This window comes from Promicromonospora kroppenstedtii (genome assembly GCF_044389675.1).
Lineage (GTDB): Bacteria > Actinomycetota > Actinomycetes > Actinomycetales > Cellulomonadaceae > Promicromonospora > Promicromonospora kroppenstedtii.
Window position 1 is genome coordinate 196798 of sequence record NZ_JBIRYI010000004.1, and the last position, 19551, is coordinate 216348.

At 73.0% G+C, this 19551-nt stretch carries 14 protein-coding genes; 6 read left to right on the forward strand and 8 right to left on the reverse strand.

Annotated elements, in window-relative coordinates:
- Positions 1–62: 62 nt before the first annotated feature.
- The 4 genes from ACH47X_RS08415 to ACH47X_RS08430 all read right to left on the reverse strand — a co-directional run bounded on the left by ACH47X_RS08415 (position 63) and on the right by ACH47X_RS08430 (position 5479).
- Positions 63–2135, reverse strand: coding sequence for a glycogen debranching N-terminal domain-containing protein (locus ACH47X_RS08415; protein ID WP_397403244.1), 2073 nt, complete (start codon positions 2133–2135; stop codon positions 63–65).
- 8 nt (positions 2136–2143) lie between these two features.
- The gene (locus tag ACH47X_RS08420; RefSeq protein ID WP_397403246.1) at positions 2144–3058 is read right to left on the reverse strand and encodes a carbohydrate ABC transporter permease; all 915 of its coding nucleotides are present in this window, start codon (positions 3056–3058) and stop codon (positions 2144–2146) included.
- Positions 3055–4095 carry a carbohydrate ABC transporter permease gene (locus ACH47X_RS08425; RefSeq protein ID WP_397403484.1) on the reverse strand — a complete coding sequence of 347 codons (1041 nt, stop codon included), beginning with the start codon at positions 4093–4095 and terminating at the stop codon, positions 3055–3057. The genes ACH47X_RS08420 and ACH47X_RS08425 overlap by 4 nt, the downstream gene beginning before the upstream one ends.
- Positions 4096–4216: 121 nt before the next feature.
- Complete coding sequence (locus tag ACH47X_RS08430) at positions 4217–5479, reverse strand: sugar ABC transporter substrate-binding protein (protein WP_397403248.1); 1263 nt, start codon at positions 5477–5479, stop codon at positions 4217–4219.
- Between the two features lie 232 nt (positions 5480–5711).
- Between ACH47X_RS08430 and ACH47X_RS08435 the strand changes: the two genes are divergently transcribed.
- Positions 5712–6740, forward strand: coding sequence for a LacI family DNA-binding transcriptional regulator (locus ACH47X_RS08435; protein ID WP_397403250.1), 1029 nt, complete (start codon positions 5712–5714; stop codon positions 6738–6740).
- A 57-nt stretch (positions 6741–6797) separates the two neighbouring features.
- On the opposite strand, the gene ACH47X_RS08440 is transcribed toward ACH47X_RS08435, so the two are convergent.
- The gene (locus tag ACH47X_RS08440; RefSeq protein WP_397403252.1) at positions 6798–7691 is read right to left on the reverse strand and encodes an anti-sigma factor family protein; all 894 of its coding nucleotides are present in this window, start codon (positions 7689–7691) and stop codon (positions 6798–6800) included.
- A 107-nt stretch (positions 7692–7798) separates the two neighbouring features.
- A complete protein-coding gene (locus tag ACH47X_RS08445) occupies positions 7799–8362 on the reverse strand; it encodes an RNA polymerase sigma factor (RefSeq protein WP_397403254.1) in 564 nt (187 codons plus the stop codon).
- Between the two features lie 379 nt (positions 8363–8741).
- Here ACH47X_RS08445 and ACH47X_RS08450 point away from each other — a divergent pair, with 379 nt between their 5' ends.
- Both ACH47X_RS08450 and ACH47X_RS08455 read left to right on the forward strand, forming a co-directional pair.
- The gene (locus tag ACH47X_RS08450) at positions 8742–9068 is read left to right on the forward strand and encodes a hypothetical protein (RefSeq protein ID WP_397403256.1); all 327 of its coding nucleotides are present in this window, start codon (positions 8742–8744) and stop codon (positions 9066–9068) included.
- Entirely contained in the window at positions 9055–9792 is a 738-nt protein-coding gene (locus ACH47X_RS08455) for a cytochrome b/b6 domain-containing protein (RefSeq protein WP_397403258.1), read from the forward strand. The genes ACH47X_RS08450 and ACH47X_RS08455 overlap by 14 nt, the downstream gene beginning before the upstream one ends.
- Before the next feature lie 71 nt (positions 9793–9863).
- Here ACH47X_RS08455 and ACH47X_RS08460 read toward each other — a convergent pair whose 3' ends face one another.
- On the reverse strand, positions 9864–11600 hold the full coding sequence (locus ACH47X_RS08460; protein ID WP_397403260.1) for an L-aspartate oxidase: 1737 nt from the start codon (positions 11598–11600) through the stop codon (positions 9864–9866).
- Between the two features lie 102 nt (positions 11601–11702).
- Complete coding sequence (locus tag ACH47X_RS08465; RefSeq protein WP_397403262.1) at positions 11703–12359, reverse strand: heme oxygenase (biliverdin-producing); 657 nt, start codon at positions 12357–12359, stop codon at positions 11703–11705.
- A 141-nt stretch (positions 12360–12500) separates the two neighbouring features.
- On the opposite strand from ACH47X_RS08465, the gene ACH47X_RS08470 reads away from it, so the two are divergent.
- The 3 genes from ACH47X_RS08470 (at position 12501) to ACH47X_RS08480 (ending at position 19412) form a co-directional block, all read left to right on the forward strand.
- Entirely contained in the window at positions 12501–13469 is a 969-nt protein-coding gene (locus ACH47X_RS08470) for an alpha/beta fold hydrolase (RefSeq protein ID WP_397403264.1), read from the forward strand.
- A gap of 490 nt (positions 13470–13959) precedes the next feature.
- Positions 13960–15324 carry an aspartate--tRNA(Asn) ligase gene (gene aspS, locus ACH47X_RS08475; protein WP_397403266.1) on the forward strand — a complete coding sequence of 455 codons (1365 nt, stop codon included), beginning with the start codon at positions 13960–13962 and terminating at the stop codon, positions 15322–15324.
- 236 nt (positions 15325–15560) lie between these two features.
- Positions 15561–19412 (forward strand): DUF4132 domain-containing protein, encoded by a 3852-nt coding sequence (locus ACH47X_RS08480; protein ID WP_397403268.1) that lies wholly within the window; start codon positions 15561–15563, stop codon positions 19410–19412.
- The last annotated feature ends 139 nt before the right edge of the window (positions 19413–19551 follow it).

Below are 19551 nucleotides of genomic sequence, written 5' to 3' on the forward strand. Positions count from 1 at the left end.
CCTCGTCCGACGGCGCCTCGGCCGACGGCGCCTCGGCCGACGGCGCCTCGGCCGACGGAGTCTCAGCCGACGACGGAGTCCGCGCGCGGGGCGCTCGTCACCGCCAGGCAGGTGATCGCCGCCGCCGCCGACCAGGCCTGCGGGCGGCAGGCCGCCGGGTACGGCGTCGGCACCCCGGCGCGCGTCGCGGGGTCGCCCCCGTGCAGCTCGGGCACGCGGTAGTCGAAGCCCTCGGCCGCTGCGAGCAGCCCGTCCACGGCGCGGCGCGCGTGGTCGGCCAGGCCGGCGCGGTGCATGCCGTGCACCGCGATGGCGGTGTCGTGCGTCCACACGCTGCCCCCGTGGTACGACAGCGGCCAGTAGCCCGCCGCGCCCGTCGACATGGTGCGGATGCCGAAACCGGTCGACATCGCGGGGTCCAGCAGCAGGTCGGCGACGTGCTGCTCCTCGTCCGGCTCCAGGATCCCGGTGCCCAGCAGATGCCCGATGTTGCTGGTCAGCGTGTCGACGGGACGCTTGTCCCTGTCCAGCGCCACGGCCGGGTACCGGCCCTCCGGCGTCTGCACCCAGTATGACGCCGCGAACCTGGCCCGCAGGCCGGCGGCCCAGGTGCGCAGCCCGGCCGGGTCCAGGACGGCGGCGGTCTCCACGGACGTCCCGTTGTCCGACGGCGAGGCCTCCGGCCCGAACGCCTCCAGCAGGTCCGCGCCCGCGAGCGCCGCCTCGTAGGCGTAGCCCTGGACCTCGCAGAGTGCGATCGGGCCGTCGGCGAGCGCCCCGTGGCGCCACTGGATGGAGTCGCCGGAGTCCTTCCAGCCCTGGTTGGCCAGGCCGCGTCCGGACCGGTCGATGTAGTCGAGGAACCCGTCGCCGTCGCTGTCGCCGTGCTCGACCAGCCAGGTCAGGGCGCCGCGCAGCGCGGGGAGCAGGGCGGTGACCTCGTCGTCGGGCATGCCGGCGCGCCAGGCGTCGGCGAGCAGGCAGATCCACAGCGGGGTGGAGTCGACGCTGCCGTAGTACAGCGGGGGTAGGACGACGCCCTCGCCGGGGATCTCGAGCGGCGTCGCGCGCAGCTCGTGCAGGATCTTGCCGGGCTCCTGCGCGGTGTCGACGTCGTGGTCGGTGCCCTGCAGCCGGGCCAGGACACGCAGCGTGGACGCCGCGATCCGGACGTCGAGCGGGAGTGCGAGCCGGGCGGCCCAGAGGGCGTCGCGGCCGAACAGCGTGAAGAACCAGGGCGCACCGGCGGCGAAGAACTCGTCGTCGGGGTGGCCGGGCAGGGTCAGGCGCAGGGCGTCGAGGTCGTCCAGCGCGGTGTCGAGCCAGCGGCCGAGGCGGGGGTCGGCGCCCTCGGAGACGGCGATCCGGGCCGCGCCGGCACGAGCCGAGCCGGCAGAGACCGACGCGTCGACCTCGGCCCCGCGCAGTGCCTCCGCCGTCCCCGGCCAGGTGCCGGCTGCGCCCCGGACGACCATGGCGTCGTCGTGCAGGGCGAGCGACCAGGCGGCCTCCGCGCGGCCGCGGGCCGGGACGTCCAGCGGCCAGGTCGCGACGATCTCGCCGTCCGCGCTGGTCGTGACGGTCGCGCCGGTGGTAGCCAGCGTGAACGCGTGGCTGCCGGAGCGTGCCGTCACGGTGCTGCTACCCGGCCCAGAGCCGTCGCCGAGCGTGATCTCCGGTGCGCCGCCCGGGGCGGCGAGGCCGGCCTTGACCTCGTGCATGCTCGCGAAGTCGGGCTGCAGCCGCAGCCGGAGGGTCACGCGCGTCGGCTCGGCCAGGTGCGAGGCGACGGTCCAGGTCTCGGTGAGCGAGCCGTCGGCCACGCGGCGGTCGCGCACGAGGCGCACCTTGGGGTCGGGCGTGGCGTCGTCCGCCTCGCGCAGGAGCCCGCCGAACACGACGTGCGAGGCGCTCTCCGGGGCGAGCGAGATGTACTCGATCGCCGACTCGGCGCACTCCAGCGTCAGGCCGCGCACGTGCCGCACGTCGCCGTGGTAGACGCCGTCGATCGCTGCGGCACCGAGGTCGCCGTCGCGGCCCGACCAGACCTGGGTCGGGGCGCGCAGGGCGATGACGGCGTCGCCGAGCAGCGGCTGCAGCGGTGGGGTGGTGGGCGGCGTCATGCTCGGCGTCATGCTCGGCGTCATTCCTTGACGGCTCCTTCGCTGGTGTTCATGATGCGTCGCTGGAACACGAAGAACACGACCGCCACGGGGATGGTCATGATCGCCGCGGCGGCGAGCTTGATGGGGTACTGGCTGCCCTGGCTGAGCTGGCCGCTGGCCAGGGAGGCGACGCCCTTGGTGAGGGTCGTCAGGTCGGGGGACTGGGCGGCGACGATGAAGTGGCTCAGCTCGTTCCACGACCCCTGGAACGACAGGATCACGATGGTCACGAGTGCGGGCCGCGCCATGGGGAGCACCACGGACCAGAAGATCCGGAACGTGCCGGCGCCGTCGATGCGGGCCTGTTCCTCGACCGAGGCCGGGACGGACTCGAAGAAGTTCTTCATGATGAACACGCCGGCCGCGTCCACGAGCAGCGGCAGCACCATGCCTGCATACGAGTCGTAGATGCCGAGCTGGTTGATCACGAGGAACTTCGGGATGAGCAGCACCACGGTGGGCACCGCCATCACGGCGACGAGCGCCGCGAAGATCACGCCGCGCCCGCGGAAGTGCAGCCGGGCCAGGGCGTAGCCCGCCAGGGAGTCGAAGAACACGCGCCCCGCGGTGACCAGTACGGTCACGATCGCGGAGTTGGCGAACCACACGGGGAAGTCCGACCGCAGGAACAGGCGCGCGTACGCGGACCAGGTCAGCGGGTCGGGCACGAGCGAGACCGGGTCGGCCGCGGCGTCCGCCTCGGTCTTGACCGACGTCGCGAGCTGGACCAGGAACGGGTAGACGTAGACCAGCGCGAGGCCGATCAGCAGCACGTACAGCCCGATCTGCCAGGCGAACGCCTTGCGCGGCCGGCGGCGCAGGACCCGGTCCGTGCCGCGGCCCCCGCTGCCGCCCGTGGTGTGGCCCGCGTCGCGGCCCAAGGTCAGGCTCATCGCTCGGCCTCCGTGTTCCGGTCCGGGTTCCGGTGGGGGTTCGGGCCGCCGCGCCGGGACCGGCGCGGCACGTCGGGGCGCTCGCGCAGGATCCAGCGCTGCAGGATCGTCAGCAGCACGATGATGACGAAGAGGATGAACGCGATCGCCGCGCCCTGCCCCCAGTCCTGCGACAGGAACGCCGACTGGTAGCTGAGGTAGGCGGGGGTCAGCGTCGTCTTGCCGGGGCCGCCCTGCGTGCCGGTGTAGATCTGGTCGAACACCTGCCAGCAGCCGATCAGGCCCAGGGTCAGCACCGTGAAGAGGGTCGGCTTGAGCTGGGGGAGAGTGATACGCCAGAAGCGCTGCCAGGCGCCCGCGCCGTCGACCATGGCGGCCTCCTCGACCTCGGGGGCGATGTTCTGCAGGCCCGCCAGGAACAGCAGCATGAACGTGCCGCTGGTGGTGAAGATCGCCATGAGCACGAACGCCGACATCGCGACCGAGGGCCCGGCCAGCCAGTCCCACCACGTCACGCCGAGGAAGCCGTGCTGCGTCAGGGCCTCGGGCCCGGTGCGCAGGCCGAGCGCGCCCAGCAGGTTGTGCAGCACGCCGCTCGGGTCGTTGAACCAGTTGGGCCCGGCGATCCCCACCCGCGCCAGGACCGTGTTGACCACGCCCGACGTCGAGAACAGGAACAGCCACAGCACGGTGATCGCGACCGAGCTCGTGACCGACGGGAAGTAGAACGCCGTGCGGAACACGCCGCGGCCCCGCAGGACCGCGCGGTTGACGAGCACCGCCAGGAGCAGCGCCAGCGCCGTCTGCAGCGGCACCACCAGCAGCACGTACCAGGTGTTGTTGCGCAGCGCGATGCCGAAGTCACGCTCGGCGAGGCCGCCACCGGTGGTGACGGCCGCGTAGTTGTCCAGCCCCACGAAGCCGACGCCGGACGACAGCGGGCTGCCGCGCCCGGACCAGTCGGAGAAGCTGACCCACAGGGCCATCAGCACCGGCACCAGCAGGAACACGCCGAGGATCACCAGCACGGGCAGCATGAACAGCCACCCGGCGGCGGCCTCGCCGCGCCGGATGCCGCGTCCGGCACCGTTCCGGGCCCGATCGGGCCCGGAACGGTAACCGGCGTCGCGCGGCGTCGCGAGAAGAGACATGGGCGTGCTACTCGGCGATCGCTTCGAGGTTCGACTGCGCGGTGCCGAGGATCGTGGCGACGTCACCGGTCTTCAGCGACTCCAGCTGGGAGTTCAGGTCCGTGATGACGTCGGTGGTGCCGGCCCAGTTCGGCGGGAACTGCGCGTACGCGGCGCCGTCCAGGAACGCGGTCAGGTCGGGGTTGGCGCTCGTCCAGTCGGCCGCGGCCGACTGAGAGGAGGGCATGGGGCCGAACGCCTCCGAGAACGCGAGCTGCTGCTCGGCGCTCGTCAGGTGCTCCACCAGGCTCAGCGCGGCCTCCTGGTTGGGGCTGTCGGCGGCCATGCCCCAGCAGTTCGTGAACTGCAGCGTGCCCGGGCCGGCGGGGCCGGCGGGCAGCTCGGCCACCGTGTACTCGACGTCCGGGAAGTCGTTCGTCAGCGCACCGGTGACCCAGTTGCCCTCGATGACCATCGCGGCCAGACCCTTGCCGAGGGCCTCGCCGCCCCAGCCTGCGCCGAGGTCGGCGGCGTAGGCGAACGTGCCGTCCTCGAGGTGGCTCTGCACGTAGGTCAGGCCCTCGACGCTGCCCTCGCTGTTGGCGACGGGCTCGCCGTCGACCACGAGGCCGCCGCCCGCCTGCGCCATGAAGGTGCCCACGCGCTGGTACTCGGCGCCGAACGACAGGCCCACCCGGTCGTCCGTGGTCAGGGTCTTGGCCACGTCCGTCAGCTCGTCCCACGTGGTGGGGACGTCGGCGTCGGTCAGGCCGGCGTCCTCCCAGAGCTGGGTGTTGATGACCAGGCCGAGCGTCGAGAAGTCCTTGGGGGCGCAGTAGAACGTGTCGTCGACGGTGAAGTTCTCCACGAGCGACGGGTAGAAGTCGTCCTTGTTCGCCAGCAGGTCGCCGTAGGCCTGGAGCGAGCCGTTGTCCGCGTAGCCGGCGATCGCCTCGGGCGCCAGGTAGAACAGGTCCGGCGGGGAGCCAGCCGCGAAGCCCTGCGAGAGCTGCTGCGGCAGGTCGCTCGCGACCTGTACCTCGGCGTCCACTCCGGACTCCTCGGACCAGGCGGCGACCGCCTCCGTGACCGCGTCGGTCTCGGCGTCACCGGAACTGCCGATGAGGATCGACAGCGGGTCGTCGGAGCTGGTGAGCGAGTCGGCGGCGGCGTCGTCCTGCGCCGCGGGCTCGTCCGCGAAGCCGGAGCCGCCGCAGCCGGTGAGCACGAGCGCACCGGCCACCAGGACGGCGCCCGCGCCGGCGAGGTGTCGTGAGATGGGCCTTGTCATGTCTCTTCTCCCTTGATGAGGCACGTGATGGTGACGACGTTTGAACGATCAAATTACGCTGGGCAGGACACTAAGGAGGGGCTGAGCGCGATGTCAAGATGGACGGGTGACGGGATGTGCCACCTAGGATGACGTTTCCGAACATTCACGACAGGCGTGATCGGACAGGGTTCGGTGGGGCGGGGTTGTCCCGACCGGTTCGTATCGACTGGGTTGACAGGGGAGGGGAACGATGGCGAAGGCGCCTACCGTCGAGGACGTCGCCCGCGCGGCCGGCGTCTCGCGGCAGACCGTCTCCAACGTCCTGAACTCCCCGGACATCGTGCGCGGCCCCACCCGCGAGCGCGTCCAGCGCGCCATCGTCGAGCTCGGCTACCGCCCCCACGCCGCCGCGCGCCGCCTGCGCACCCGGCGCAGCTCCACCATCGGCGTGCGCCTCGACCCGTACGCCGGCGGCATCTCCGGCGTCGTGCTCGACCGGTTCGTGCACGCCCTGACCGAGCGGGCCAGCGAGCGCGGCATGCGCGTGCTCCTCTACGCCGCCCGCACGCCCACCGAGGAGATCGACCGCATCGGCGACCTCGTCGACGGCGGCGAGATCGACGCCGTCGTCCTGACCGGCACCTCCCACGAGGACACCCGCACCACCTGGCTGCAGGAGCGCGACGTGCCCTTCGTCTCCTTCGGCCGCCCCTGGCGGTCCGACGGCGAAGATGCCGACGACGGCGCGCCCGCGCACCCCTGGGCCGACGTCGACGGCGCAGCCGGCACCCGCGCCGCAACCCGGCACCTCCTCGACCAGGCCGGACCACGCATCGCGTTCCTCGGGTGGCCCGAGGGCTCCGGGACGGGCGACGACCGCGCCCGCGGCTGGAGCGAGGCCATGTCCGACGCCGGGTACGACGGACCCCGCTGGTACACCGAGGACAGCGTCGGCCTGGCCCGCGAGCTGGTCGGCGCGGCGCTCGCGGCCGACCCCGTGGACGCCGTCGTCTGTGTGAGCGACTCCCTGGCGATCGGCGCCCACCTCGCCGCGACGGCCCTGGGCCGGCCGGGGCTGCCGGTGGTCGGCTTCGACAACACGCCGGCCGCCGAGGCTCTCGGGATCAGCAGCGTGGAGCAGCTGCCCGAGCAGGTCGCGGCCGGGGTGCTGGACCTGCTGATGGGGCCGACGGGGAACGTCGTCCTGCAGCGGGAGGCCGGCCACGACGCGGCATTTGTGCTGGTGGAGCCGCGGCTGGTGGTGCGCGGGGCGGAGTGAGCCGGCCGGGGCTGAGGCCGGCCGGGTCGGGCTGGGGGCGGGTGCTGGTGCTGTGGGTCAGGGGAGGGTCGCCGTGGCCCAGGTCGTGCCGTCCGGGGTGGTGAGCCGCACGGACCGGACGTCGCGGACGGGCACGTCGAGCACGCCGCCCGCCGAGCAGCTGCCCGTCGCCACGACGCACGATCCCAGCGCGATCTCCCGGGTCTCCGCGCTGCCAGGGGTGCCGGCGCCGGGCGGGGTCCCGGCGTCGGAGTTCCTGCGGTCGAAGGTCGTGTGGCCTGGCTCCGTCGCACGGACGCCTCGGCCGTAGGGGGCGGCGGTGCTCATGTCGGTGCTGTCGGTCCCGCCGATCCCGCTGTTCGCGACAGCCGCGACGACCGCCGTGACGTCGTAGCTGGTCGCGGCGCCGGCGTCACGAACCACCACGTAGGCCCAGGAGGGGTTGCCGTCGTAGAGGAAGACGGTGCCGACCGAGGCTGCGGCGCCGTCCTTTGTGCCGTCCGCGACGAGGTCGGCGGCGGCGAGGTAGTGGCCGCCCGCCGTGTCGAGGGTGGTGCGGTAGCTCGCGGCGAGCTCGCGGTCCGGCGCCGTGACGATCCAGACACCCGCGCCGCCCGCCACGAGCAGTCCCGCCGCGGCGACGCCGGCGAGCGCCGCGCGCCGCATCCGGTGCCGACGGACCGTCGTGGGGTGGTGGTCGCCGGCGGATCCGGCGGGAACCCGCGTGAGCCGGTCCAGCACGCGGCCCTCGAACCCAGCGGCTGGCTCACGCTCCGGGACCAGCAGGAGCAGCTCGTCCGCGGCCGCGGACAGCGACGACAGCTCGTCCCGGCAGCGGTCGCACGTGGCCAGGTGCGCCATCACCTCGCCGCGCGTGGTGCCGTCCGCGACTCCCAGCGCCACCTCGGTGAGCGCGTCGCGCAGGTCGGCGCAGCGGTCGGTGCCGTTCATGTCCCCGTTCCCATCTCCGCTTCTGCCGCCGTTCCTGCCGCTGTTCCCGTCGTCGTTCCCGTTGTCGCTCCCGCCACCGTTCCCGTCGTGGTTCCCGCCGCGCGAGTTCATGGTCGATCCACCTCCCGGCTGGTCGCCAGCTCGTCCCGCAGGTGCCGCAGCCCGAGCCGGATGCGGGTCTTCGCGGTCCCGAGGGGCACCCCGGTGCGCTCCGCGATCTCGGCCCCGCTGAGCCCGAACACCGACGCGAGCACCACCGCTGTGGCCTGCTCGCGGGGCACGTGGGACAACGCGGCGTCCACCGTGGTGCCGGTCGCCACCTGGTCCGCCAGGCGGTCGGGGTCACCGACCGCCTGCGCCGTGATCCGTTCCGCCATGATCACGGGGTCCACGGGTACGTCGCGGCGCACCCGGAGCACGTCGATCGCGGCGTGCCGGGCGATCGCGAGCAGCCACGTCGTCGCGCGTCCCCGCCGGGGGTCGAACCCGTCGGCGTGCCGCCACGCCCGGACGAAGGTCTCCTGCGCCACCTCCTCGGCGACCGCGGGAATACCGACGACGAAGAGCGCCAGCCCGTACACCCGAGCCTGGTGCCGGCGCACGAAGACGGCCGCCGCGTCCTGATCGTCCGCGGCCATCCCGGCGAGCAGCGCCTCGTCCGATGCCGTCATGTCCTTTCCTACGTCCCGGACTCGCGTGCGGATCTCTGCCGGACTGATCTCGTGCCGGGCCGATCTCGTGCCGGACTGATCTCGTGTCGGGCCGATCTCGTGCCGGCCGAAGTTCGTGACGAGTCCGCGGGCCGAGAGATCCGCCGGGCACCCCGCCACGTAGGGACTGGTGACGGGCGCCGCCGACGACGTCCGGACCGAGCCCGGGGAGAGCCCCGGAACAAGGGAGACAACCATGTCCAGACTACGAGGAGCGAGGCTCGCCGCCGGCGCGGGGCTGGCGGTCCTGCTCATGGCAGGTTGCGGCAGCACCGGCGGCACCGGGGGCGGTTACGGAGGCGGCGGTGGTTCGACCGAATCGGGCGGATCCGGGGGCGGTATGACCCTTGAGATCACGTCCCCCGCGGACGGCGCCACGGTCGAGACGCCGTTCACGATCGAGCTCAAGTCGAGCGAGGAACTCGGCGCGCCCGACACCGGCAAGGACCATGTCCACGTGTTCTTCGACGGCAACGACCAGGAGTACCAGGTCGTCGAGGGCAACAGCGTCGAGATCACCGACCTGCCCGCGGGCGAGCACGAGATCGACGCGTCGCTGCGCCACGCCGACCACTCCGCGGCCGGGGTGGAGACCCAGGTCAACGTGACCGTGGGGTCCGGCGGCAGCACGGGTGATAGCACGGGAGACAGCGGTGGGTCCTACTGAGCGCCACGACACCGGACAGCGCGACACCGAGGAGCAGGACATCGAGCAGCACGACGTCGCCGCCAACACCGTCGAACGCAACCCCCGAGCCGCGCGCTGGTTCCACGCCGGCGTGTACGTGTCCGTCATCGTCCTGCTGATCACCGGCTGGTGGCTGCTGCTCGGCAACGAGGGCAGCCCGAGCCTCATCGCCCGGGTCACGGGGGTCCCGGACACCGAGGTGCACACCGTGGCCGGCTGGGTGCTCGCGGGGGTCACTGCGCTGACGGTCGTCGTCGGCGCCCGCGGGTGGCGGGTGTTCTGGCGCGAGACCGTCCGGTTCCAGCACGGCGACGGCGCGTGGTTCCGGCGCTGGCCTACCGCGATCCTCACGGGCCGGTTCGGCCGGCACGAGGGGCGGTTCGACCCGGGGCAGCGGGTCGCCAACCTCGTGCTCGTCGTCACGCTGCTGGCGCTGATCGGGTCCGGGATCGGGCTGGTGCTGGTCAGCGGCGGGCCGGTGTTCGTGTGGTTCGCCCAGATCCACCGGTGGTCGACATACGTGGTGACCCCGGTCGTCGTCGGCCACGTGGTCATCGCGTCCGGCATCCTGCCTGGCTACCGCGGGGTGTGGCGGGCCATGCACCTGGGCGGCAAGCTGCACCCGCGTGACGCGCGGCGCGTGTGGCCGGGCTGGACGGAGCGCGCGACGGGCGACACCCACGACCCTCGCCACCTCCGCTGAGCGCGAGATCTCGGCCCTTTCCGAGTCGCGAAAAGGGCCGAGATCCTGTGCTCAGCCGGGCCGTGGGTCGGTCACTCGACGAGCTTGCCCGCCGTCGAGACCTCCTGGGCCGCGATCAGGGCGGCGATCTCCTCCGGGACGGCGGGGATCTCCTCGCGGACGATGCCCGTCGTCGGCGACCAGACCAGGTTCACCTGCAGGTTCGGGTCCAGGTCCGGGTAGTCGCTGCGGTTGTGGCAGCCGCGGGTCTCGCGCCGCTCGAGCGCGGCCTCCAGCGTGGCCCGCGCCGCGATGAGGGAGGCCTTGAGGTCGAACGCGTGGGCGAGGTCCTGGTAGCCCGCGATGTCCGGGTGCACGCCGACGTGCGTGGCGCGCTCCTCGATCTCGGCCAGCTCCGTCAGGCCCGCGAGCAGCCCTTCCTCGTCCCGGACGACGCCGGCGTGCTCGGTCATCGTGTTGCGCACCGCGCGCTGCAGGGCCCGCACGTTCTCGGTGCCGTCGGCGGCCAGCAGGTCGGCGACCTCGGCGCGAGCGCGGGCCTCGGCGTCGTGCGAGCGGAGCTGCGCCTCCAGGCCGGCGGAGTACGCCGCGGCGGCGCGGCCGACGAGGCGGCCGAAGACCAGCAGCTCGATGAGCGAGTTGCCGCCGAGGCGGTTGGCGCCGTGCAGGCCGCTGGACGCCTCGCCGATCGCGTACAGGCCGTTCACCTCGGTGCTGTGGTCCTCGGGCCGCACCCAGACGCCGCCCATCGAGTAGTGCGCGGTGGGCGCGATCTCGATCGGGTCGGTGGTGATGTCGAGCATCTGCAGCTCGAGCATCGTCTGGTAGACGCGCGGCAGGCGCGTCATGATCGTCTCCCGCGGCAGGTGCGAGACGTCGAGCCAGACGCCGCCCTTGTCGGTGCCGCGCCCCTCCTTGATCTCCGTGTACGCGGCCAGGGCCACGCGGTCACGGGTGGACAGCTCCATCCGCTCGGGGTCGTACTTCGCCATGAACCGCTCGCCCAGCGCGTTGCGCAGGATGCCGCCCTCACCGCGCGCCGCCTCGGAGACCAGGGTGCCCGCCGCGTTCTCGGGCTCCAGGATGCCCGACGGGTGGAACTGCACCAGCTCCGGGTCGCGCAGCCGCGCACCCGCCTCGACGGCGAGGCGGAACGAGTCGCCGGTGTTCTCGTCGCGGCGCGAGGACGTGCGCCGCCAGATGCGGTTGTGCCCGCCCGCGGCGAGGATCACGGCGTCGGCGTGGATCAGGTAGGGCGTGCCGTCGGTGAGGTCGAAGCCGTAGGCGCCGAAGACGGCGCCGTCGTGCGTCAGGATCCGGGTGACGTAGACCGAGTCCAGGATCGGGATGTCGAGCTGCGTCGCCCGGTTGACCAGGGATCGCTGGATCTCCAGGCCCGTGTAGTCGCCGGCGAAGGCGGTACGGCGGTAGGTGTGCGCGCCGAAGAACCGCTGCGAGATGCGGCCGTCCTCCTCCCGGGCGAACGCCATGCCGTACCGCTCCAGGTCGGCGATGCCCTGGGCGGCGCCGCGCGCGACGATCTCGGCCGTGTGCGGGTTGGCCAGGAAGTAGCTCTCCTTGATGGTGTCGGCGGCGTGCTGCTGCCAGCTGTCCTCCGCGTCCATCGTGCCGAGAGCCGCGTTGATGCCGCCCGCGGCGAGCGAGGTGTGGGCGTCCATGCGGGGCCGCTTGCCCAGCGCCAGGACGTCCACCCCCTGTTCGGCGAGCTCGATGGCGGCCCGGAGGCCGGAGCCCCCGGTGCCGATGACCAGTGCGGTGGTGGAGATGCGCCGTTCGATGGTGTCCATACTCGAGTTGACACCGCAGGCCGCCGGGTTGTGACCCCTCTGAGCTGTGACAAGTCAGACGTTGTGACATGTCGGACGTGAGGTCGTCAGCACCCCGACGTGTCAGCAGTGGACGGCGGCCAGCTCCGTGAAGACCGCGCGGTTCAGCGTGAACGCCAGGTGCGTCTCCGCCAGGGTCGCGGCCACCTCGTCGTCGTCCAGGTCGAGCAGGTCGAGCTGGTGCCGGTAGGCGTCCTTGAACACCTTCACCTTCGGGATGTCGGGGAAGGTGTAGAAGGCCACGCCCTCCTCGTCCAGCCCGTAGTGCTCCTTCATCATGCGCTTCACGATCTGCCCGCCGGACAGGTCGCCCAGGTACCGCGTGTAGGAGTGCGCGGTGTAGTGCGGCAGGCTGCCCCCGACCTCGCGGACGTGGTCCGCGTACGCGCGGGTGGCCGGCAGGATGCGGATCTCCTCGCGCCATCCCGGGCCGTACAGGAAGGCCAGGTCCCGTTCGAGCGCCGGGACGCGGGCGAGCTCGGCGAAGACGAGGCCGGCGCCGCGGTGGTCGTCGCCCAGGGCGGCGCTCGCCTCCTCCAGCGCCTCGTACACCGGGAGGAGCTGGGCGGTCAGGTCGGCGTGCGCGGCGCGCGTGAGTCCGCCGGACAGGAGCTCCTCGATGAACCGCTCTGAGTTCGCGCCGGCATGGGCGTCACGGGTGCCCTGACGGAGCACGGCCGACAGGGGGACTGGGGCGAATTCCTCGGCGGGCAGGCTCACGTGGTCTCCTCCGACGCAGTTCTGACGTGCTGACAATGTGTCATCACCACGGGATCATAGCAACAGAGTTAGGTCAGCCTAACCCCCCTAGGGGTGGGTTTGAAGGGGGGTGCCCGACGGCGTCTTCGGTACGGTCGGGCGATGTCCGCCGCACAGCCTCTGACCCCAGCCGGTACGCCGGCCGCCCACTCGGTCGCCGCATCCGAGCTGCCGGAGCCCGTCGTCGTCGAGCTGGAGGTCGGCCCAGGTCCCGGGGACGGCGATCTCCGCGTGCGGGGCGAGCGGGTCGCCACCTGGGTGCTGGAGCCGGCCGGCCGTGAACCGGCGGGCGACGTCGTGCTCTGCCACGGCACGCCGTGGTCCGCGCGGGTGTGGGCGCCCGTGGCCCGCGCGCTGAGCCGGGAGTATCGCGTCTTCCTGTGGGACATGCCCGGCTACGGCGCCTCGCCCAAGGGGCCCGACGTCGCCGTCGACCTCGTGGCCCAGCGCCGGCGGCTGGCCGCGCTGCTGAGGCACTGGTCGCTGGACCGGCCGCACGTCGTGGCGCACGACATCGGGGGAGCGGTGGCCCTCGGTGCCCACCTCCTGGAGGCCGTCGACGTCGCGAGCCTGTTCCTGCTCGACATCGTCACGCTGGACCCCTGGGGGTCGCCCTTCTTCCGGCTCGTGGCCGAGAACGAGGCCGTCTTCGCGGCCGTGCCCGGCCCGCTGCACGGCGCCCTGGTGCGCGAGTACATCGCCGGGGCCGCGAACCACGGGCTGCCGGACGACGACGTCGACCTGCTCGCCGAGCCGTGGCTCGACCCGGTGGGGCAGGCGGCGTTCTACCGCCAGATCGCGCGGCTCTCGCCCGAGCACACCGCGCCGATCGTGCGCCGGCTCGGCGAGGTGCGCTGCCCGGTCCGCGTCGGCTGGGCCGACGCCGACCCGTGGATCCCGTTCGAGCAGGCCGCCCGGCTCCGCGAGGCGCTGCCCGGCGACCCGGAGGTGGTGGCGTTTCCCGGGCTCGGTCACCTCGTGCCCCTGGAGGACGACGCCGCCGTCGGCCAGGCTGTCCGCGAGTGGCTCGCCGGGGCCGGCGCCCCAGGGCCCGTGGCCCGGGACGGGTGATCGGCGTCGCGTGATCGGCGTTGCGTGATCGGCGTTGGGTGATCGCCGTTGGGTGGTCGGCAGAACGTCAGGTGATCGGCAACCCGAGCTACCGATCACCTGACGTTCTGCCGACCGCTCGGAGGTGATAGCAGCCGCTTGCCGCGTGCTCGGTCGACGCCGGCAGGGGCGTGGCCGGACCCGGTTCCGAATCGTGGTGGCGCGGAGGCCGCCGTCGGGCATAGCGTGTGCGGTGGTGAGCGGGAGGCCTGACAAACCTCCGCCCGGTCGGCCGGGCAACTGCCCACCCGCGCGTGCGGCGTACCGACGAGAGGCCGGGGCATCCCGGCAAAGGAGTGGTGGCACCGCGACCTAGCCCCCGCCCGCTCCTCCAGGGCCTGCGCCTTCTGGAGGAATGATGAGACCACCTTTGCCGTCCCCTGTGTCGTCCTCGAGCGCGTCTGCGTCCGAGGCCCGGGGCCCCGAGACCGACGCTCTCGAACCGGCCCGTGTGCTTGCCCGTGACCTGCCGGGCGTCCCGCCCGGTTCGCGCGTGCGGCTGCAGGGCTGGGTGCACCGGCGCCGCGAGCTCGCCACCGTGACGTTCCTGGTGCTGCGCGACCGCACCGGGCTCGCCCAGGTCGTGGTGCGTACCGGCGTCGGGCCCGCGGCGTCGGACGTGCTGCCGGCCGTACCAGCCGCGCTGCCGGAGGCGTCGGTCGTGCCGACTGTGCCGGTCGTGCCGCCGGAGGAGACCACCGTCGAGGTGACCGGTACGGTCACCGCCAACGCGCAGGCGCCCGGCGGGGTCGAGGTCACCGGGCTCGACGGCGCGAACCCGCTGATCACGCCGCTCACCGACCCGGCGGAGACCCCGCCGGTCGAGCTGTGGCGGCCGGCTCTGACGGCCGCGCTGCCCACCCTGCTGGACCACGCTGCCGTCGCCTGGCGGCACCCAGCGCAGAAGGCGCGCTGGGAGGTCGCGGCCGCGAGCCTGCGTGGGTTCCGCGCGACGCTGGACGCGGCGGGCTTCACGGAGATCTGCACGCCCAAGCTGGTCGGCACGGCCACGGAGTCGGGGGCGAACGTGTTTCCCGTCGACTACTTCGGCCGTCCCGCCTACCTGGCGCAGTCGCCGCAGTTCTACAAGCAGCAGATGGTGGGCGTGTTCGAGCGGGTGTACGAGGTGGGTCCAGTGTTCCGGGCCGAGCCGCACGACACCGTGCGGCACCTCGCCGAGTACCGCTCGCTCGACGTCGAGCTCGGGTTCGTGCGCGACCACCGCGACGTGCTGGCGGTGCTGCGCGACGTGCTCGCCGGGATGACGGACGCCGTCCGCGCGTCCGGGGCGGCCGAACGGCTGGACGTCGCGGTGCCACAGGTCCCGGACGAGTTCCCGGTGCTGCACTTCGCCGACGCCCTGGAGCTGGTCGGCGCGCCCGCCGACGAGCCAGACCTCGCGCCCGAGCACGAGCGGGCGCTGGGCGAGTGGGCGTTGGCCGAGCACGGGTCGGACTTCCTCGCGGTCGAGGGCTATCCGATGGCCAAGCGGCCGTTCTACACGCACCCCGAGCCAGCCCACCGGACGGTGGGGGAGAGCCGGTGGAGCAACAGCTTCGACCTGCTGTTCCGCGGGCTGGAGCTGGTCACGGGCGGGCAGCGCCTGCACCGGCATGCCGACTACGTGGCGGCGATCGAGGCCCGCGGCGAGGACCCGGCGTCGTACGCGACCTACCTGGAGGCGTTCCGGCACGGGATGCCGCCCCACGGAGGGTTCGCGATCGGCCTGGAGCGCTGGGTGGCGCGGCTGGTCGGGGCGGCCAACGTCCGCGAGGTGACGCCGTTCCCGCGGGACCTGCACCGGCTCGTGCCCTAGCGGCCGGCGGGCCCTCCCGGGCGCCCGGCCGGGCGGCTCTGCTGATCGGCCGGGCGGCCCTGCTGATCGGCCGGGCGGCCCTGCCAGGGCGTTTCACCCGGGCGGTTCGTCCGTCGGCCGGCCGGGCGCGCGGGTGTGTCAGAGGCCACCAGTACCTTGTGGCGCGTGCTGCTGAAGGCAGCACGATCCAGGGGCGAGCTCTGCCCCGATGGCCGACGACGACGTGATGGGGCGAGATGCTGCAGGAGCTGATGGACCGGGTGCGGGGCGGCGACGAGACGGCGCGAGGCGTGGCGGATGCGCTCGCACCGTTGTCGCTGCTCGGCACCGGTTCGTACGAGGACGCGGTGGGTTACGTGCTGCAGGGCACGACACCGGAGATCGTGACGAGCCTGGCGTCCGCCGGCACGGGGGAGATCGACAAGCTGCTCGACGAGCCGGGCCGCTCGAACTACTGGTCGAGCTGGGTCTCGCCCGACGAGGAGAAGAAGGTCGCCGCCCACCACAAGAACTGGACCAAGGACAAGGGCATCAACGGCCGCCGCCGCGTCTACGCGGTCGGCGCCATGCCGCAGGTCGTCCGGTTCGGCCGGGTGCTGGCACAGATCACCGAGACCGTCGAGATCCCGGGCGTGCCCGAGTGGCTCTCCCTCCTGCTGCACGATGTCGGCCACATCGGCACGCCGAAGCGCAACCGGTCCGGTTCCGGTGACCAGGCCACCCGCACGCGCTGGACGCCGTCCACGTTCGAGGAGGCCGCGATCGAGGGCGGCGTGCCGGCCGAGGACGCCCCGCGCGTCGTCCTGATGGGCATCGCGCACCGCTCCGCGAAGGGGCGCTCCTGGTACTCCGACGCCCGCGAGGGAATCCTGAAGTCCCTCGGCTTCGACGAGTACGTCGCCCGGCACGTCGGCCTGCTGGGCGACGTCGTCCACACGGTGGGCGCCGCCGGCAAGGAAGAGGTCCTCGACCGCATCGGCAAGCGCGTCTCCACGCAGGAGGCCGCGAGCGACGACTTCGCGCGGATCGTCGCGGCGCTCGCCGTCGACCCCGCCAAGGGCGTGCGTGCCGCCGCGCTCAAGTACCTCGCGAGCCTGCCCGACGGCCAGCAGGTCGAGCTGCTCGCGCCGCACCTGGCCACGGCGCCGTCCGGCCGCCTCGCCGAGGCCGTGACCCGCCTCGCCGCGCTGGACGGCGGCATCGCGGCGTGCGAGGCGGCCCTCCTGCCGCTGCGCGACGCGAACGGCAAGATCGCCGGCGGGCAGAGTGCCCGCGTCAAGCTCCTGGAGCAGACCGTCGAGCGCTCGCGCGCGCTGGAGACGCCGGCCGAGGACGTCGTCATCGAGCTCCCGGAGTGGCAGCCGCTGCCCGACGTCGCGCTCGACGCCGCCTGGCTGGCCCAGCTCCGCGCCGACATCGAGAAGGCGACCGTCGAGGCGCGCGAGAACCTCGCCGAGATGAAGAAGCGGTCCTCGGGCAATGCCAAGGACTGGGCCCTGCGGTCCGCCCAGAGCAACCTCGACCGCCTGCAGAAGATCACCGACAAGGACCTCGACGCGCTGCCCGGTCACCTGTCCGGCCAGACGCCGGTCAAGGGCAAGTACCAGGCCTCGGCGCTGGTCCAGTGGCTCACCGAACGCCGCCGCGACCCGTTCGCCGGGCAGGGCCTCATGCTCCACATCCGGCTCCAGGCGCTCACGCACCGGGGCAACGGCAACAACAACAACCTGCTGTGGACCCTCCGCGGTCACCTCGACGAGCTCACCGACCTGCGCCAGCTGCAGGAGGCCCTGGAGCGCGTGCAGATCCCGGAGCCCGAGGAACTCATCACCGAGCTCGTGCTCCACCGCTGGTGGGGGCAGGAGGAGATCCCGACGACCGTGTCCTGGCCGTGGTTCGCCGAGCGGCCGCAGCTCCTGGAGCGCACGCTGCAGTCGGGCGAGGGCGGCAGCGACCGTGTCGGCAAGGCGCTCGACGTGCTGCGCCAGTTCCCTGTGGTGCCCCCGCTGGTGCTGCCCAACCTCACCGCGCTCGCGCTCGGCGCGGGCAAGACCCACCGCATCACCGCACAGCACGTGCTCGAGGCCCACACCGGCGCCCGGCCCCTGGCCGAGCAGGCGCTCGCGGACACCAAGAGCGAGGTGCGGGCGTCAGCCGCGGCCTGGCTCGGCCGCATCGGGGACGCCGCGGCGGTGCCGGCCCTGCGGGCCGCCCTGAAGAAGGAGCGGCGCGAGGCCGCGCGGGCGGCGCTGCTCTCGGCGCTGGAGACGCTCGGCGACGACATCTCGGCCGACCTCGCGCCCGAGGTGCTGCAGGCCGAGGCCACCAAGGGGCTCAAGGCCAAGATGCCGGCGAGCCTGGACTGGTTCCCCTTCGAGCAGCTGCCGGAGGTCCGGTGGGCTGCTGGTGCTGGTGCTGGTGCTGGGGCCGGGGCTGACGCCGGGGCGGGCGACGTCGTCCCCCGGGACGTCGTGCGCTGGTGGGTCGTGCTCGCGACCAAGCTGAAGTCGCCCAGCGGCGAGGGCCTGATCGCCCGCTACGTCGGGCTTCTGGACCCGGCCTCGCAGGCCGCACTCGGTTCGTTCGTGCTCCGGGCCTGGGTCGCGCAGGACACGCGCAACCCGTCGGTCGAGCACTCCCGCGAGTACGCCGACCAGTACGCACAGTCCCGGTGGGACAACCTGCAGTCCTCGATCAAGCGCTACCCCGAGTACTACGCCGACCAGGCCGGGCAGACCGTCGAGGACTTCTGGAAGCGCCTCTACCGCGAGGACCAGGCCACCTACCTCGGGTCGGCCACGCAGGAGAAGGGCCTGCTCGCGCTGACCGTCGGGATGCCCGGATCCGGGCTCGCGACCACGGCCCAGCACTACTTCACCGCGCACAAGGGCCGGCGTGCGCAGGCCGAGTACCTCGTGCGGGCCCTGGCCGCCAACGGCGACCGCGCCGCGGTGCAGCAGCTGCTCGCGGTCTCGCGGCGGTTCAAGCAGCGCACCGTCCAGGAGACGGCCGGCGCGCTGGCCCAGGACATCGCGGACCGCAACGGCTGGGACGGCGACCAGCTCGCCGACCGCACGGTGCAGACCGCCGGGTTCGACGACGACGGCATCCTGCGCCTCGACCTGGGCGGCCCGGACGGCGACGACGCGCGGGTGGTCACCGGGCGCATCACCGAGTCGTTCACGCTCGAGCTGCGCAACCCCGCGGGCAAGGTCGTCAAGGCGCTGCCGGCCAAGCGCGCGTCGGACGACGACGAGGTGTACGCCGAGGCGAAGCGCCAGCTCAAGGAGTCGCGCGCCGAGCTGAAGGCCGTCGTGGCCCTCCAGACGCAGCGGTTCGCCGAGGCGATGGTCACCGGGCGTACCTGGACGTTCGCCGACTGGCGCGAGTTCGTGCTGGGCCACCCGCTCATGTCGCGCCTCGCCGCGCGCCTGGTGTGGGCCGCGGAGGTGCCGGGCGCCGGGTCGGGCGCCGGCCCCGTGACGTTCCGGCCGGGCGACGGCGGCGCGCTGATCGGCGTCGACGACGAGGACGTCACCCTGCCGGACGACGCGCTCGTGTCGCTGGTGCACGCGGCCACCCTCGGGGACGACGACGAGACCGGCGCACCGGCCTGGCGCGCTCACCTCGGGGACTACGAGATCACGCCGCTGTTCGACCAGGGCCTGGGCGCCGACGCGGAGGACGCCGCCGGCGCGCTGCCGGATCTGCCCGACACCGCCACCGTGATCAGTACCCGCCGGGGCTGGCTCAGCGACTCGTTCACGATCCGCGGGCGCGCCACGAAGCTCGGCTACTCCCGGTCGCAGGCCGAGGACGCCGGCTGGTTCTCCGCCTACCGCAAGGAGTACCCGACGCTCGACCTCACGGTCGAGATCGAGTTCACCGGCGCGTTCCTGCCCGAGGAGAACATCACCGCCGCCGTGGAGCACCTCGTGTTCCGCCGCACCGGCACCTGGGACGACCGGGGGCGGCTCGCGATCAAGGACGTGCCCAAGGTGCTGCTCGCGGTGTCCTACCGGGACTACGTGCACGTCGCCGAGGGCGGGGCGTTCGACGCGGACTGGGAGAAGAAGAGCCAGTACTGAGGCTCGGTGGTCCGGTGCCGGCTCCCCAGGTGGAGCCGGCACCGGACCCGACAGGCGTGTCAGCGGCTTCCGCTACCCGCACGCCGACCGCAGCGGCTCTGACCTGGGCCGTTGCGTCACCACTCGCTGCGAGCACAGA